The sequence below is a fragment of the Sagittula sp. MA-2 genome, assembly GCF_030126985.1.
Classification (GTDB): domain Bacteria; phylum Pseudomonadota; class Alphaproteobacteria; order Rhodobacterales; family Rhodobacteraceae; genus Sagittula.
This window is the reverse complement of the sequence record NZ_CP126145.1, coordinates 1996029-2010989: the sequence shown is the minus strand read 5'-3', so window position 1 is coordinate 2010989 and position 14961 is coordinate 1996029. Positions and strand designations below refer to the sequence as shown.

Annotated in this window: 12 protein-coding genes and 1 tRNA gene; 4 read left to right on the top strand and 9 right to left on the bottom strand. The window is 63.6% G+C overall.

Translation table 11 applies throughout. The features are described from left to right. Positions 1 to 124: 124 nt before the first annotated feature. The 3 genes from QNI11_RS09970 to QNI11_RS09960 all read right to left on the bottom strand — a co-directional run bounded on the left by QNI11_RS09970 (position 125) and on the right by QNI11_RS09960 (position 3439). Entirely contained in the window at positions 125 to 2248 is a 2124-nt protein-coding gene (locus tag QNI11_RS09970) for a site-specific integrase (protein ID WP_283983283.1), read from the bottom strand. 120 nt (positions 2249 to 2368) lie between these two features. Beyond that, a tRNA-Asn gene (locus QNI11_RS09965) sits at positions 2369 to 2443 on the bottom strand. A gap of 81 nt (positions 2444 to 2524) precedes the next feature. After that, a complete protein-coding gene (locus tag QNI11_RS09960; RefSeq protein ID WP_283983282.1) occupies positions 2525 to 3439 on the bottom strand; it encodes an MBL fold metallo-hydrolase in 915 nt (304 codons plus the stop codon). A gap of 47 nt (positions 3440 to 3486) precedes the next feature. Between QNI11_RS09960 and QNI11_RS09955 the strand changes: the two genes are divergently transcribed. Beyond that, complete coding sequence (locus QNI11_RS09955) at positions 3487 to 4776, top strand: ATP-binding protein (protein ID WP_283983281.1); 1290 nt, start codon at positions 3487 to 3489, stop codon at positions 4774 to 4776. 162 nt (positions 4777 to 4938) lie between these two features. Beyond that, positions 4939 to 5214, top strand: a complete 276-nt coding sequence (locus QNI11_RS09950; protein WP_005863151.1) for a hypothetical protein — start codon at positions 4939 to 4941, stop codon at positions 5212 to 5214. A 90-nt stretch (positions 5215 to 5304) separates the two neighbouring features. On the opposite strand, the gene QNI11_RS09945 is transcribed toward QNI11_RS09950, so the two are convergent. From QNI11_RS09945 to QNI11_RS09925, 5 genes are all read right to left on the bottom strand, one after another. Next, entirely contained in the window at positions 5305 to 7515 is a 2211-nt protein-coding gene (locus QNI11_RS09945; protein ID WP_283983280.1) for a PAS-domain containing protein, read from the bottom strand. A gap of 5 nt (positions 7516 to 7520) precedes the next feature. After that, the gene (locus QNI11_RS09940) at positions 7521 to 8699 is read right to left on the bottom strand and encodes an FIST N-terminal domain-containing protein (RefSeq protein WP_283983279.1); all 1179 of its coding nucleotides are present in this window, start codon (positions 8697 to 8699) and stop codon (positions 7521 to 7523) included. 52 nt (positions 8700 to 8751) lie between these two features. Then, positions 8752 to 9459 carry a response regulator transcription factor gene (locus QNI11_RS09935; RefSeq protein ID WP_100930619.1) on the bottom strand — a complete coding sequence of 236 codons (708 nt, stop codon included), beginning with the start codon at positions 9457 to 9459 and terminating at the stop codon, positions 8752 to 8754. Positions 9460 to 9733: 274 nt separating this feature from the next. Then, positions 9734 to 9847: an entericidin EcnA/B family protein gene (locus QNI11_RS09930; RefSeq protein WP_100930620.1), complete on the bottom strand. Its 114-nt coding sequence runs from the start codon at positions 9845 to 9847 to the stop codon at positions 9734 to 9736. Positions 9848 to 9948: 101 nt separating this feature from the next. Continuing rightward, positions 9949 to 11778, bottom strand: a complete 1830-nt coding sequence (locus QNI11_RS09925) for an extracellular solute-binding protein (protein ID WP_373418434.1) — start codon at positions 11776 to 11778, stop codon at positions 9949 to 9951. A 471-nt stretch (positions 11779 to 12249) separates the two neighbouring features. On the opposite strand from QNI11_RS09925, the gene QNI11_RS09920 reads away from it, so the two are divergent. Further along, positions 12250 to 13023 carry a 3-hydroxybutyrate dehydrogenase gene (locus tag QNI11_RS09920; protein ID WP_100931070.1) on the top strand — a complete coding sequence of 258 codons (774 nt, stop codon included), beginning with the start codon at positions 12250 to 12252 and terminating at the stop codon, positions 13021 to 13023. 91 nt (positions 13024 to 13114) lie between these two features. Continuing rightward, positions 13115 to 14149, top strand: coding sequence for a patatin-like phospholipase family protein (locus QNI11_RS09915; RefSeq protein ID WP_283983277.1), 1035 nt, complete (start codon positions 13115 to 13117; stop codon positions 14147 to 14149). Positions 14150 to 14156: 7 nt separating this feature from the next. On the opposite strand, the gene QNI11_RS09910 is transcribed toward QNI11_RS09915, so the two are convergent. Then, complete coding sequence (locus QNI11_RS09910; protein ID WP_283983276.1) at positions 14157 to 14936, bottom strand: DUF502 domain-containing protein; 780 nt, start codon at positions 14934 to 14936, stop codon at positions 14157 to 14159. Positions 14937 to 14961: the final 25 nt, after the last annotated feature.

Below are 14961 nucleotides of genomic sequence, written 5' to 3'. Positions count from 1 at the left end.
GCTATCGCTTCGAGCTGACGTTTTCCGATGCAATGCGCTTCTCGCGCCTTCACGCACGCGGTTAATGCGTGCCCCCGCGCGCGCGGGATAAAGGCACCCGCGCGCGTGAGGGCGGTTCCGCGCATCAGCCGTTTGCGCTGTTTACGACCCGCAAGTGTGGGGCAGCCCTGTGGTAGGTTTTCCCGAACGGGGAGCGAACGCCAGAGTGATCAATGTCGTTGAGGTCCACGTACTCTTTGAGAGCTTCGATGGTTTCGCCCAGACGATAATAGTTCTTGTGGGTCACATCGGTCTGTTCGTGTCCCATCAAGCCCTTGCGCACATGATCAGGTACTTTTGCCCGCGCGAGTCTGACGTGAAACTCTGTGCGAAGCGCGTGGAAGTCCAGACCCGGCTTCTTGATGCCCCGGCTTTCGGTGTAATAGCCGAACCTTTTCGACATGATCGCGCTGAGCGTCCCCTTGGACTTTGAGCGCTCAATATGGGGGAACAGGCGGCTCAGGCCCTGTTGGCGGCGAAGGGCAACAAGTTCTGGCAGACCAATGTCAATCAAGGCCTTGTGCAGCGGAACACTTCGAAAACCGTTCTCCGACTTTACTTCCTGCGAGCCAATCTCGTTCTGGACCCGCACGGCCATGATCCCAGCGTCCGAGAAGAAGTCGTTCACACGCAGTTGCAAGATTTCTTCCAGCCGCAAGCCCGCGTACATCGCGATCAGTGGGCACCAGAAAAGCGGCTCGTCTTGTTCTGCCAGCTCGTTCTGGAAGATTTCCGAGCCGAGCAGGGCATAAATGTCTTCGCCCCATCCAACCCGCTCCACGCGCCGTTCGCTTCGCTTGCGCCTTTTGATCTCGGATGTGGTCAGTGTCCGCCCTTTGAACGGGTTGCCGTCAATCGCGCCGCTTTCATGTGCATAGGCGAGGATTGCGTGCAATGCTTGCTGATGGCGCTTCATCGTTGTCGCGGACAGCCGCACGACACGGGCTGCGGCAGCGGCTTCTTCGATCTCACCGGGCGGCTTGCCCTCGCGTCGCAGCTTTTCAATCAGCTCATTGATCCCGATTGTGTCGTGCTCATCGGCGTCTTCGATAAACTGGCGCGCGGTGCGCTTGTCTTTGGACGATTTACCGAAGTTCTTGGGAAGTCTTTGAAGCCAATCGTTGAATTCGTTGACTTCCTCTTTGCCAATATCACACAGTGGTAGATCACCGACGATCTCAACGAACAATCGAACCGACGATTGCCAGTTGCGCAACGAGGTCCGTTCGAAATTCCGGCCCGTCGCGGCATCGGCTGTCTCATCTTCGCGCGCGAGCGTGTAGCCTTGGCAGCGAAGGGCCAGGTACTTATCGGCAAAGTCGGCAAACTTCTGGGTGCTGTTCTTTCGCGGCGCAGGCGCAGGCAATGACTTTGGTTCAGGCGCGGGAACCATTCCGATTTTTTGCGCCGCGTCGATTGCTTCTTTCAACGCAAGCGGGAAAGCGGCGTTGGCATCGGACGGATCAAGGCTCAACCGTTCGCAAGCAGCCAAATACTCCGACAATGTCGCACGGAACGCATGTGTATGCAGGCCGAAATCCGCCACGACATAGTCGGCATAATAGTCGTCGTTGGTTCGTGCATTTTCACCGATATGGGCGAGGTGCGGGTATTCCGGCTCATTTTCAGGGTCGAAAAGTTCACCACATTTTTCCCAGTAGTCATCCCCGCGATCTTCCTCATAGGCGAGGGCCTCGCGCTCCGCTTGGCACATCGCTTCCGTCGGGGGGCATTCCTCGACCCCTGCGGTTGGCTGTGCGTCCGCCACGATCACCTTACCTTCGACACCGAGCGCCTTGCGCAAGTCCTGTTCCAAGATGCGGTAGGCGCGCAGCTTGACACCATCGGGGAAGCTCGACGCTGGCCCGTGGGCGATTTTCTCGATCAGAGAACGGAAATGCTTGGCCATAGTCATCGCTATGGCGTCCATCATGTCGGTATCAAATTCGTGTTCGTTCATCACTGCCTCGATCATCGCCCACGCACGCTCAAAATCCGCAGAGATGAAGGCACCGAGAATGCGGGCTTCTCTCTTGGAGCGGGTGCGCAAGCTAACCGCCAAATGGCCACGCGCTTGCAGGCTGGTACCATTGTCGCAACAAGGCACTGATATTTGGTTATTTTGTGATGGATATATGACAATAACCGGATAGCGGCGGCGATACCACCACACGGCACCGCGTTTCGTCAGGTAAGCAATTCGTCCCATCTTTGGCTCCGACTCTTTGGGCGCAGTAAAAACCGCGCTTTGGGGCACAGAGGGATGAGAATGACCTTGCCAAACAAAAAGCCCAGCTAAGTCACGGACTTTGCTGGGCTTTTTCGATAATGGCTCCGGCGGTAGGGATCGAACCTACGACCAATTGATTAACAGTCAACTGCTCTACCGCTGAGCTACGCCGGAACACGTGGGCCGTATAGCAATGGCGATTCAGGTCGTCCAGAGGGTTTCGCCACTTTTTTCGGAAAACATGCCAACCGATTGTCAGAGCCGGGAAAACCTGGCTTCGGCCCGCAGTTCTCCGACCGGTCTCACGGCGCTTCTTTCAACGAGATCAATCAGATGCGCCAGGACATTGCGGGTGGCCGCAGGCAAGAGAGGCGGGGGGGTCTCGACGTAGATCCGGGACGCGAGTTCTGTCGCGGTGGCGGGGCCGTCGGAGAGCGCAGCGAGGATGGAGGTTTCCCGGCCTTCGCGGTGCGACAGCAGGTCAGCGATACGTGCGGCAGGTTGTGACACCGCGTCTCCGTGCCCCGGCAGGAAGCGTGACCATGGCCGTTCGGCCAACCCGCGGAGCGAGGTCATGAAGGCCGTCAGGTCGCCGTCCGGCGGCGAGACCAGCGAGGTGGCCCAGCCCATCACGAGGTCCCCGGAAAACAGCGTGCCATCCAGTGCGAAGGACAGGTGATTGGCCATGTGACCCGGGGTGTGCAGCGCCTCCAGCGTCCAGCCGTCGCCGGTCACGGTGTCTCCGTCGGCGAGGCGGTGGTCCGGCGCAAATGCCGTGTCCACGCCTTCGCCGCCGCCGACAAGGCCGCCCTCCGCCAGGCGGGTCATCACCGCGCTGCGGCCCGCTTTTGCGTCGCCGAAAGCGAACACCGGCGCACCCGTCACGTCGGAAAGCCTGCGCGCCAGCGGCGAGTGGTCGAGATGGGCGTGCGTCACGAGGATATGGCTGATGTGCTGATCCGGGCCGACCGAAGCCAAAAGCGCGTCGAGATGCGCGTCCATATCCGGCCCCGGGTCGATCACCGCCAGCCCGCGCGTGCCCACGAGATAGCTGTTGGTGCCCCGAAACGTCATCGGCGACGGATTCGGCGCCACCACCCGGCGTACGCCCGGCAGCAATTCATCCGGCTTTCCGGGAACCGGCTGGAAGTCCGGCTGTGGGTCCTGCATCATGCCTCTCCAACGACGCCGCACATGCGGCTTGTCCGGAGGGCAGAATGTCATTCCAATGGCTCAAACGCTATATGCCGCGCAGTCTTTTCGGGCGCGCCGCGCTGATCCTCGTCCTGCCGGTGGTCACGCTGCAACTGGTCGTGTCTGTGGTCTTCGTCCAGCGGCACTTCGAGGACGTCACCGAACAACTGAGCCGGGAGCTTTCGCGCGCGGTGAACCTGGCCATGGACGAAACGGTGGACAACCGGGTCGACGGCCTGCTGGGGATCTTTCCGCAACGCGTCGACGACTCGGCTGAGCCGGCCGAGAACCTGCGTAGATGGTACGACTTCACCGGCCTCATCGTGATCCGGACGCTGGAGGCACGGGTGCGGGGCCTGGAGAAGGTCGACCTGCCGGACGACAAGAGCGTGAACCTGTACATCCGGCGCAACGGGCAGCTCTGGCTGGTGTCGGTGGACCGGACGCGCAGCTCGGCGACCAATGCGCACCAGCTCTTCGTCAACACGCTGTTCTTCGGCTTCCTGATGACGCTGATCGCCTTCCTGTACCTGCGCAACCAGTTGCGGCCGATCACCCGCATGGCCGAGGCGGCGGAGGCCTTCGGCAAGGGGCGCATCGTGCGATACTCGCCATCCGGCGCGACCGAGGTACGGGCGGCGGGCCGGGCCTTCGTCGACATGCGGAGCCGGATCGAGCGGCACATCGAGCAGCGTACCATGATGCTGTCGGGGGTGAGCCACGACCTGAGGACGCCGATCACCCGGTTGCGGCTTGGGCTGTCCCTGCTCGATGACGAGGACCGGGAACCGCTCGAGCGGGACGTGGAAGAGATGCAGCGCCTGATCGACACCTTCCTCGACTTTGCGCGGGGCGATGCGCAGGCCGGCCCTCCGGAGCCGGTCGACCCGATGGCCCTGATCACCTCCATCGTCGAGGATGCGCAGCGGGCGGGGCAGAACGTCAGCCTGGGCGCACTGGACGGGCAGGGCGAGGCGGCGCTGAGGCCGCGGTCCCTGCGCCGGGCGGTCGAGAACCTGATCGGCAATGCCACGCGTTACGGCACGCAATGCCGGGTGTCGGCCAACATGACGGAGCGGTCCCTGCGCATACGCGTCGAGGACGACGGCCCGGGCATCCCCCCCGAGGATCGCGAGAGCGCGCTGAAACCCTTCGTGCGGCTCGATCCGGCGCGCAATCAGGACAAGGGTTCCGGCGTGGGCCTGGGGCTTGCCATCGCCGCCGACATCACGCGGTCGCACGGCGGCGTCCTGAGGCTGGGTGAAAGCGACGATCTGGGCGGCCTGCGGGCCGACATCGTGATCGCGCTTTAGCGTCGCCGTACAGGGCGTTGTAAAAACTCCATTTACATTCAAATGCGATGCTTCGGACACGGATTTGCCGCCTTCTGTCCACCTGTCTGTCGTGCATCCGGGGGAATTTCCGGCAAGTGCGCCAGCTGCGCCACAGATCAACCCTGAGGGAGATACCGCCAAATGGCCTTCACCGCATTCGCCGCAGCAACGTTGGGGCTGGCATCGCTGACCGCATCCGAGGCAGAGACACCCAAGCAGATGATCCTCGCGCAGGCACAGCCGTACCTCGCGCAGAACTACGTCGCGCCGCAGGGCGGCGACTACATGACCACGCCCGAAGGATGTACCTATCGCCGTACGCAGGCGCCGGGTTACCCGCCGCGCTGGATCCTCGTGCTGAACCCGCATCACGTGGGCAAGGGGGTCGCACGCGGGAAATGCAGCGGTATGCGGTGACCGGCTGGTTTGGCCTGCTGCGAACCGGGTGCAAATGGGTTAATAGCGGGCCAAGCATAGGGGCGTAGTTGGGGCGCGGCGCCCCGGGCGTTAGTTCATCTCCCGCGCCACCTCTTCGAGGAACCGGCCCAGCTTGTGCCGGTCGAGCGGCTTGGCCAGCAGTTCGATCCCGAGCGCCTTGCAGTCCTGCCGCAACTGGGGTGAGCGATCTGCCGAGATCACAGCACAGGGCAGGGGTCGTGCGACCCCGTCGTTGATGGCGTGGTACAGGCCAATGCCGTTTGCCCCCGGCCCAAGCTGGTAGTCCAAGAGCAGGACATCCGGGCGCAGTTGCAGGTCGTCCAGCAACGACAGGGCAGAGGCGGCGTCTTCCGCCTCGATCACGTTCACGCCCCAGCTTTCCAGCATGATCGACAGGGCGCGGCGGAGGGTCGGGTCGTTCTCGACCATCAACGCGATCAGGCCGGCATGGGACAACTTCACCGGGCGGGCGCTGCGTGGACGGGCATCGGCGGTTCCGGGCGCGTGGCCCGCAATCGGCACGTTGACCATGAAGCAGCTGCCGCGCCCCACCTCGGACCAAAGACCCAGCGGATGGCCCAGCCGCGCGCAGGCGCGTTCCACGATGGCAAGACCCAGCCCGAGCCCCTCGTTGGTGGAAGCCTTGGTGTCGAGACGTCGGAATTCCTCGTAGATGGCGTTCTGATCCTCTTCGGCGATGCCGGGTCCGGTGTCCCAGACCTCGATCCGGGCCGAGCCGCCGTTGCGCCGCACGCCGACCAGCACCTTGCCGTCCATGGTGTAGCGGATGGCGTTGCCCAGCAGGTTCTGCACGATACGGCGCAGATAGGTCGGGTCGCTCTCGACGATCAGGTTGCTGTCGACGATGGTCAACTCCAGCCCCTTGCGCTCGGCCAGAACGCTCATCTCGTCGTTCAGGGGGCGCAGGATCTCGGACATCCTGACGGGGCGCACGTTGAAGTGGATGCCGTCCGAGTCGAGCTTGGAGATATCCAGAAGCGCGTCGATGATCTGTTCGGCCGAGGTGAGCGCCGATTCCGCCTTTTCCAGGACGGCATGTTCGGCGGTGCCCTGGCAACGATCGGCGAGGGAGGACACGTAGAGCTTCGCCGCCGACAAGGGTTGCAGAAGGTCATGAGAGGCAGCCGCCACGAACCGAGACTTCGACGCGTTCGCCCGCTCCGCCGCCGACAGCGCATCCTCCAGCTCAAGCGTCCGTTCCATCACGCGCTGTTCGAGGATTTCCTTCATCTCGAACAGGCGCCGCGCCGCTTCGCGCTCGGACGTCACGTCCGTGACAGAGACGACGAAACCGCCGTCCGGCATGCCGCGGCCAAAGACCTGAAGGACCGTCCGCTCACCGCGCGTGACCTCGAAGGAAATCGGCGCGCGGTGATCGCGGCTCATGGCCCACCGCTGGAACCCGTCCCGGTCGATACCCTGCGTGAACCTCACGTCGAGCGCCAGCCGCTCGATCAGCCCCGCGAAGGAGGCCCCGATCTGCAACCGTCGCGCGTCGAGCGCCAGCAGCGCCCCCAGCTTGCCGTTCCAGCCTACGAGCCGCCCCTGATCGTCGAAGATGCCGACGCCCTGGTTCAGGTGGTCCAGCGTCGCCCGGACCATCACTGCCTGCTTGTCGCGCAGCCGGTCCCGTTCGGCCCGCTCGATCCGGACGAGGTCCGTCACGTCGGTCTGAAGGACAACCGTGCCGCCGTTGGTCGTGCGATGCTCCGACACCTGCAGCCATCGGCCGGGGCGCACCTGCACGTTGAACATGACGTGCCGGTCCTGGTGCCGCCTGATGCGCCGCGCCGACCAGCTTTCAGGGGTCTCGCCGTCGGGCAGGACAAGGTAGGCAGACCGGCTGACACGCGCCACATAGCCTTCGAAGGCCAGGCCGGGCGACAGATCGCGCGTGGTGTCCCGGAAGTCCATGCAGAACCGCGTGTTGCACATCACCAGCCGCTCATCGGCATCGAAGAGGGCGAACCCCTCCGACACCGCCTCGATCGCGTCGGCGAGGTTGCGGCGTGCGGCTTCCGCCTGCGCGTTCGCCTCAGACAACTGCGCGTTCGACTCGTGCAGCAAGTTGAGCGTGCGCTCCAGTTCTAGGGTCCGTTCGCGCACCCGCTTTTCCAGAAGGGCCGCGCGCTCGAACTGCGCATAGGCCGCGCCGGTTTGTTCCGCGCCGTATTCGACGCGCTTCATCAGCGCCTGTGCGATCTGCAACAGTTTCTCGTTCTGCCGTTCGAGACTGTCGTTCGGATTGACCAGCGACATGGGCGTTACGCCGGAGCGTCGTCCGGCGGGTAGATGGCCACGCCGGTCAGGGTCTGGTTCACGTGCAGGCCTCCGATCTGCTCACCGTAGGTGGAAAATCCCACCACCCGGTGTTGCCGCAGAAGCGAGGAGATTTCCCGCGTTTTCTGCACCTGACCCGCCGCAATGCGACGCAGGAGGCAGTCGAAGCCCAGAATATGATCGGGTGCACCGTCCTCGGCCATTGCTTCCAGCCCGGCTTCAAGGTGTTTCGCAATGTCCTGATCGCTGGCCAGCGTCAGGACCATGCCTTCGTTGATCGCCGAAAAGAACACGAGGTCCCCGTTGTCGCTGACCCTCTGGATGGCGCGGACGTGGTGGCTGTCACCAAGGCGGACCACCACCGGATGCGCGGCAAACGTGAACGGGCCAAGCTGGTTCGGGTCCTTTCCCAGCAGGCGCGCGTATTCCTGGGCCGCCGGTTCGGCGTTGATCTCATGCACCACGCGCGCCTCTGGCGTCGCAGAGGTCACCACCATGCGGACGCCCGTGGGGATCAGGTGGTCGAGGCTGAAAACCTTGATCGGGCAGCGGGTGCGGACCATGGCGACGAGTGCGGCATTCTGCAGGACCATGCCGTTGCGCGACAGGAAGGTGGCGGCGAAATTGGTGCCGTCCCCCGACGATCCGCCAAACAGCGGTACAGGCCCCAGCCCGGTGGCCAGCACGGCGGTCAGTTGCTCTTCCCGCAGGGACAGACCGTCGACCAGCGTGAAGGCGAATTCGGAGCCCATCTCGGGCGCCCGGCGTGTCAGTTCCAGCCGGTCGGAGATGAGGCGATCGATCAGCCCCTGTTCGTCGAAGCGGTCGAGTGTCTCGACAGCGCAGGTGATGACCTCGAAATGGGACTTTGGAAACCCGATGGCGACGATCTGGCCGTCTTCGTAGCCTGCGCTGCCCAGTTCGCCGGCGGTGGTGCAGGCCAGCACATCGGCACCGCCGAAGGCGTCGGCGGCGTCCCGCGTCAAGGCGGCGAAATCCGCGTCAGGCGAAGCGAACAGACAGACCAGCGCAAGGGGAGCGTCCCCAAGGGCCTGTGCCAGTTCTGTGACCGGATCGTCGTCCAGGCAGTGCACCTGTGCGGTGCGCAGTGCCGTCGACCCGGTCCTTTCCTCCCGCGCGGAACGTTCTTGCGCTCCGTCCACTCCAAGTGTTCCTTATGGTCGCCTCTTGGCGCGACACCCGAGGATTATGTATTCACATTCCGGTTGGCAAGTCCTTCCGGAAACCGCTGTCGGCCGCATTGGAGAACCGCGCCTCCTGCGCGACCAGCACCGCCTGCGTGCGGCTGTGCACCCCCAGCTTGCGCATGATTGCCGTCACATGGGCCTTCACCGTGGTCTCGGCGATGGAGAGGTCGAAGGCGATCTGCTTGTTCAGCTTGCCCTCGCAGATCAGGTAGAGGATGCGCGCCTGCTGGTTGGTCAGGGAGGCCAGCCGCGCCAGCGCATCGTCGGGTTCGGAGGATTGTCCGCCGGTCGGGTCGATGAAGCCGTCCGGAACGAAGGAGCGGCCCGAGGTCACGGCCTCGAACGCGCGGCGGAAGACCGACCGCTGCGAATGCTTGGGTACGAACCCGTCCGCTCCAGCCTTGAGCGCGTGGCTGATCATCCCGTTGTCGGCCATGGAGGAGGCGACGAGGATCGCCGCCCGGGGTGCGGCGTTGCGCAGCCGTACGAGGCCGTCCAGCCCGTTCACGTCCGGCAGGTTAAGGTCCAGCACGATCAGCCCGATGGCCGAATCCTGCGCCATGACCTCGAGCGCCTGTTCCAGCGTGCCGGCGGTCCGGATCTCCTGGAAATCGGCGATGGACTGGAGGGTCAGCGTCAGCGCGTCACAGAAGAGCGGGTGATCGTCGACCACCAGCGCCTTTTCCGGGCCGCGCACCTGTGCTTCAGCGGGCATACTCATCTTGTCCGTGCCTTCTTGATGACGCGACCAGAATAGGCGCTGCGGCGTCGCGGGTCTCTTGGCGAAAGGTCTCATAGCGCGGTGCTTGGCCCTCAGGATACCACATTCCGCCCGGTGGCGCAGGGCCCCGCTGCGATACGCAGACAAGTCGTGAGTCAAAGCCTCATGCGCGCACGCTAATATGCCCGGCAGAATGGATCAGCCGGGGCAGGGGCAAGGCACGCCCCGCTTCAGATATGGAAAGGACGGTCCGGGGTGGGGTCGGTTCTCAGAACCAGCTCTGCACGGTGCGCGCGCCGCCCGAAATGTCGTGGCCCAGCCCTTCGACCGTAGCACAGCCCGCCAGCCCCGCGGCCAGCGCCAGTATCAGGATCGTTCTCATGGAGACCTCGCTCTATTTTGCCTGTTTCATTGCCTCGCCAGCCCCGCCGGTCATCTCGCCGGTTTGAGGGGCAGGAATGGGCCCCGAGGGGCCCGCTCCGATCACTCTTCCCACCACCATACATCAGGCTGGAAGCCCAGCCAATCGCCATAAACGGGCAGCTTCGCGGGGTAATGCAGTTCCTTCGCATGGGCGATGCGGCTCAGGTCGTAGCGGTACATGATCGGGATCACGTAGCGCCCGGTCGTCAGAACCCGGTCCAGCGCGCGGACCGCCGAGACGAAATCCTCGTGGGTGTCGGCAGTCAGCATCTCGCCGATCATCGCCTCTGCCGCGGGGCTGTTCATGCCCATCCAGTTGCCGGTGCCCGGCGTGTCGACACCAGCAGCGCCCCAGTAGAGGTACTGCTCGTTGCCCGGGCTCAAGGACAGGCCGCGTTCGTAGTACGCCATGTCGAAGTCATAGGACTTCGTGCGATCCTCGAACTGGGCGGAGTCCACCATGACCACCGTCGCATCGATTCCGAGCCGCTTGAGCGAGGTCGAGAATATCTCGGCGATTGAGACGTTGTCGGTCTGGCCCTGGCGGATCAGGATCTCGAAGGTCACGGGCTGCCCCTCGGGCGAGGTCATGACGCCGTCCTCGATCGTGTAACCAGCCTCCGCCATCAGGTCGAGCGCCTGTGCCGTGTTCGCCCGGTTGCGCACCGTGCCGTCGGCCACCGGCAGGCTGTAGCCTTCCAGCGCGCCGGGCAGAAGTTCGTCGGCGAAGGGTTCAAGCAGCTCGCGCACCTTGCCCTCGGCCGGACCGTCCTGCATCCCCAGCTCGGAGTTCGAGTAGTAGGACGTGATCCGCGGCTGCACGCCGCCGGTCTGCACGTCGTTGATGTACTCGAAGTTGAAGACGTGCATCATGGCATCACGTACGCGCCAGTCGTCGAACAGGTCGCGGCGGGAGTTCATGACGAAACCGTAAATCCCGGTGGGACGCTCGTGCCCGATTTCCGATTTCACCACGTCGCCATTCTGCACAGCGGGGAAATCGTATTGCGAATTCCAGGTCTCGACATTCGTTTCGCGCAGCGAGGTGATTTCGCCGGCCTTGAATGCCTCGAAATGCGCGGTGGCATCGGCAAAGAACTCCATCCGGATCGTATCGAGATTGTCGGTGCCGACCTTGAAGGGCACGTCCTTGCCCCAGTAGTCCGGATCGCGGGTCAGCTCGACGAAGCGGCCGGGTTCGTAATCGGTGATTTGGTAGGGCGCGGAAGTGATCGGGATCACGTCGAGACCGGAGTTCTCGAAGTCCACGCCATCCCATTGGGCTTTCTTCAGAATCGGGCGCATTCCCGCCAGCAGGGCCAGCTCGCGGTTCTCTTCGTTGAAGGTGAAGCGGACGGAGCGTTCGCCGGTCTGCTCCATGCTCTCGACCTTGGCCCAGAAACCGCGATACCGGCCGTGGCCCTTCGTGCCGAGCGTCTCGTAGGACCACATGACGTCCTCGACCGTCACCGGGCTGCCGTCGGAAAATTTTGCCTCGGGTCGGAGGGTGAATTCAACCGAGTCGCGATTCGGTCCGACCTCTATCGATTCGGCCAGAACGCCGTAAAGTGTGAACGGTTCGTCGTAACTCCGGCCCATAAGGCTTTCGTACGCAAGAAAACGCAGCTGCCACGGCGGCGTGCCTTTCAGGATATGCGGGTTGAGGCTGTCGAAGCTGCCGACCTCGCCCAGAACGATCTTGCCGCCCTTGGGCGCATCCGGGTTGGCGTAGGGCAGGGACACAAAATCAGGTGGGAGCGCAGGCTCCCCATACATAGCTATGCCGTGCTGCGGTTCGGCCATCAGTGCAGAGGCACAGAGAATCGCGCTCGCGGTAACTCCGATCCGGTTCCGAAACCGGCCCGAAATCCGGAAAGATTTTATGTTCATTTCGGCTACAATCCCTGTCTGCCCTTGTTTTCTTGACGCTGACCGTACCGCCGCTTTTACGCCTTTTCAAACTTTTAGCTTGGACTCACGCGGCGAATTGCTTATACAGGGGGCACTGCTCGATAGGTTTCTTGCCTGTATGAAACCTGCCTCAATGACTGAACCCCGGCTTCGGCCGGGGTTTTTTTCTGTCCATTGACCGGGTGGCTCTGACCTGTCTGACGATACGGAAACCTGCAGCACGATCCCGAAGCGCGGATCGAACGATGGTGTGCCGTAGAATGCCCGTGGACTCCGGTCAATGCCGACCTTCAAGGGTCCGGTGCCACCGGCATCTTCCAGCCGGTTCTGCCGGTCCGGCGCAGGGTCGCTTCGGAAAATCTTGCCGTCCGGGACGGATTGCCCCTGTCGCTTCAGCCCGCGAGGATTAGGATGCTGCAGGACAGCATGAACTCGCACGGAGACAGACACATGACCCTCAAGGGCAAGACGGCGGTGATCACAGGTTCCAATTCCGGCATCGGGCTCGGCATCGCGCACGAGATGGCGAAGGCCGGCGCAAACGTGGTCATCAACTCCTTCACGGACCGCGACGAGGACCACGCCCTCGCGAAGGAGATCGCGGACAAGCACGGCGTCGAGGTCCGCTACATCAAGGCCGACATGTCGAAGGGGGACGAGTGCCGCGCCCTGATCGAGAAGGCCGGTGCCTGCGACATCCTGGTGAACAACGCCGGCATCCAGCACGTCGCCCCCATCGACGAGTTCCCGGTGGACAAGTGGGACGCGATCATCGCGATCAACCTGTCCTCGGCCTATCACACGACCGCTGCAGCACTGCCGCTGATGCGCAAGGCGGGCTGGGGCAGGGTGGTCAACATCGCCTCCGCTCACGGGTTGACCGCATCGCCCTACAAGAGCGCCTACGTGGCCGCCAAGCACGGCATCGTCGGCATGACCAAGGTCGTGGCGCTGGAGACCGCGAAAGAGCCGATCACCGCCAATGCGATCTGCCCGGGCTACGTGCTGACCCCGCTGGTCGAGGCGCAGATCCCCGACACCATGAAGAAGTACGATATGGGCCGCGACGAGGTGATCGAGAAGGTCATGCTCGAACGCCAGCCGTCGAAGGAATTCGCCACGGTCGAGCAACTGGGCGGCACCGCCGTGTTCCTTTGCTCGGACGCGGCGAGCCAGATCACCGGCACGACGATTTCCGTCGACGGCGGCTGGACGGCGCTCTGAGCCATCCGGCCTGCCGGGCCGGACGCCATTGCGCCGGCCCGGCGACGTGTTTTCGAAGCGACTGCACAGATATTGGGGAACGGCTATTTCCATGAAGAAACGGATCAATGTTGCCCTGCAGGGCGGCGGGGCCCACGGTGCCTTCACCTGGGGCGTGCTCGACCGGCTGCTGGAAGAGCCGGAGCTGGAGATCGCTGGCGTGTCCGGCACCTCCGCCGGCGCCCTGAACGGTGCGGCACTTAAGGCCGGGATGGTCGTCGGCGGCGCGGAGATGGCGCGCGCCAACCTCGACTGGGTTTGGGGAGAGGTCGGCGCACTCGACACCACCATGTTGCCCGACTGGTTTTCGTCCTGGTTTCCGGATCCCGGGCATGTGTCCAAGACCATCGAGTATTCCTTGCCCTACATGGTGGGGGACACCGTCAGCCGGATGATGTCGCCCTACTCCTGGGGGCCGCTCTACCGCAATCCGCTGGCGGCGATCGTTGCGCGGCTCGACTTCGACTCGGTCTGCGCCGACGCGTCGCCGGAATTCTTCGTCTGCGCCACGCTGGTCCGCACAGGCAAGATCCGCATCTTCGAAGGCGACAGGATCGACTCCAATGCCATCCTCGCCTCCGCCTGCCTGCCGACGATGTACCAGGCGGTTGAGATGGACGACCCGGAGACCGGTGTGTCCGAGGCGTTCTGGGACGGCGGCTATACCGGCAACCCGGCGCTCTTTCCGTTCTTCAAGGCGGCGCTGCCAGACGACATCGTGGTCATCAACATCAACCCGCTGGTGCGGGAGAAGGTGCCGGTGACGCCGCCCGAGATCCAGAACCGGATCAATGAGATCAGCTTCAACTCGTCGCTGCTGCGCGAACTCCGGGCCATCGACTTCGTCCAGCGTCTGCTGGCGTCGGGGGTGCTGGCGCCGGGCACGATGAAGGATGTGCGGGTGCACATGATCTCGGACGATGCGCTGATGAATGCGCTGTCCGTCGCGACCAAGACTGTGGCCGTGCCCTCGCTGCTGGTGCAGTTGAAGGAGGCGGGGCGTCGCGCGGCCGGTGCCTTCCTCGCGGATCACATCGACGATGTCGGCAAACGCCAGACGGCGGACCTGCGGGCGATGTTCGAGTGAGGCGTCCTCAGGACGCCTTCGCCCATTCCTCCACAGCCTGCTTGGCCTCCTGCCCGTTGGGGTAGACCAGCCCTGCCGAGATCACCAGCTTGGCGGCGTCCTCGATGGTCATGTCCAGTTCGATGACGTCCTCGACGGGGAAGAACAGCAGGAAGCCCGACGTCGGGTTCGGCGTGGTCGGCACGAAGACGGAAGTCAGCCCGGCGGATGTTGGGGTCCGGCGCGCGATCTCGCCCTTGGCATCGGTCGAGATGAAGCCGATGGCCCAGATCCCCTTGCGCGGGTATTCGATCAGGCAGGCCTTCTCGAAACTGCGTTCGGACTGCGCAAAGACCGTCTCGGCCAGTTGCTTGATGCCGGAATAGATCGACCGGACGACCGGCGTGCGGTCCACGAGGCTTTCGGCGAAGTTAATCATCGAGCGGCCGATCAGCCCCTTGGCGATCCAGCCGACGATGATGGTGAACAGCAGGAAGACGACCACGCCCAGACCACGGACGTTGACCTCAAGTATCCCGTCGTTGTTGCTGTCGAGGAACTCGAACAGCCACGGGATGCGCGGGTCACCGGAGGCATCGACCATCCAGCGGTTGAGCAGGGCGTTGGGCTGCAGGCGGTCGGGCACGAAAGGCCAGACCACGCCGTCGACCCAGCCCACGACGGTCCAGATCAGCCAGACGGTCAGGCCAACGGGCGCGATCACGACGATGCCCGTCAGGAAAGAGTTCCGAAGGTTCGCCAGGAGGCGTCCGCGTTTCTTCGGCTCTGGTTCGAAAGGCATGTTCATTGACGTCCGTCTGAAAAGGTTTCCG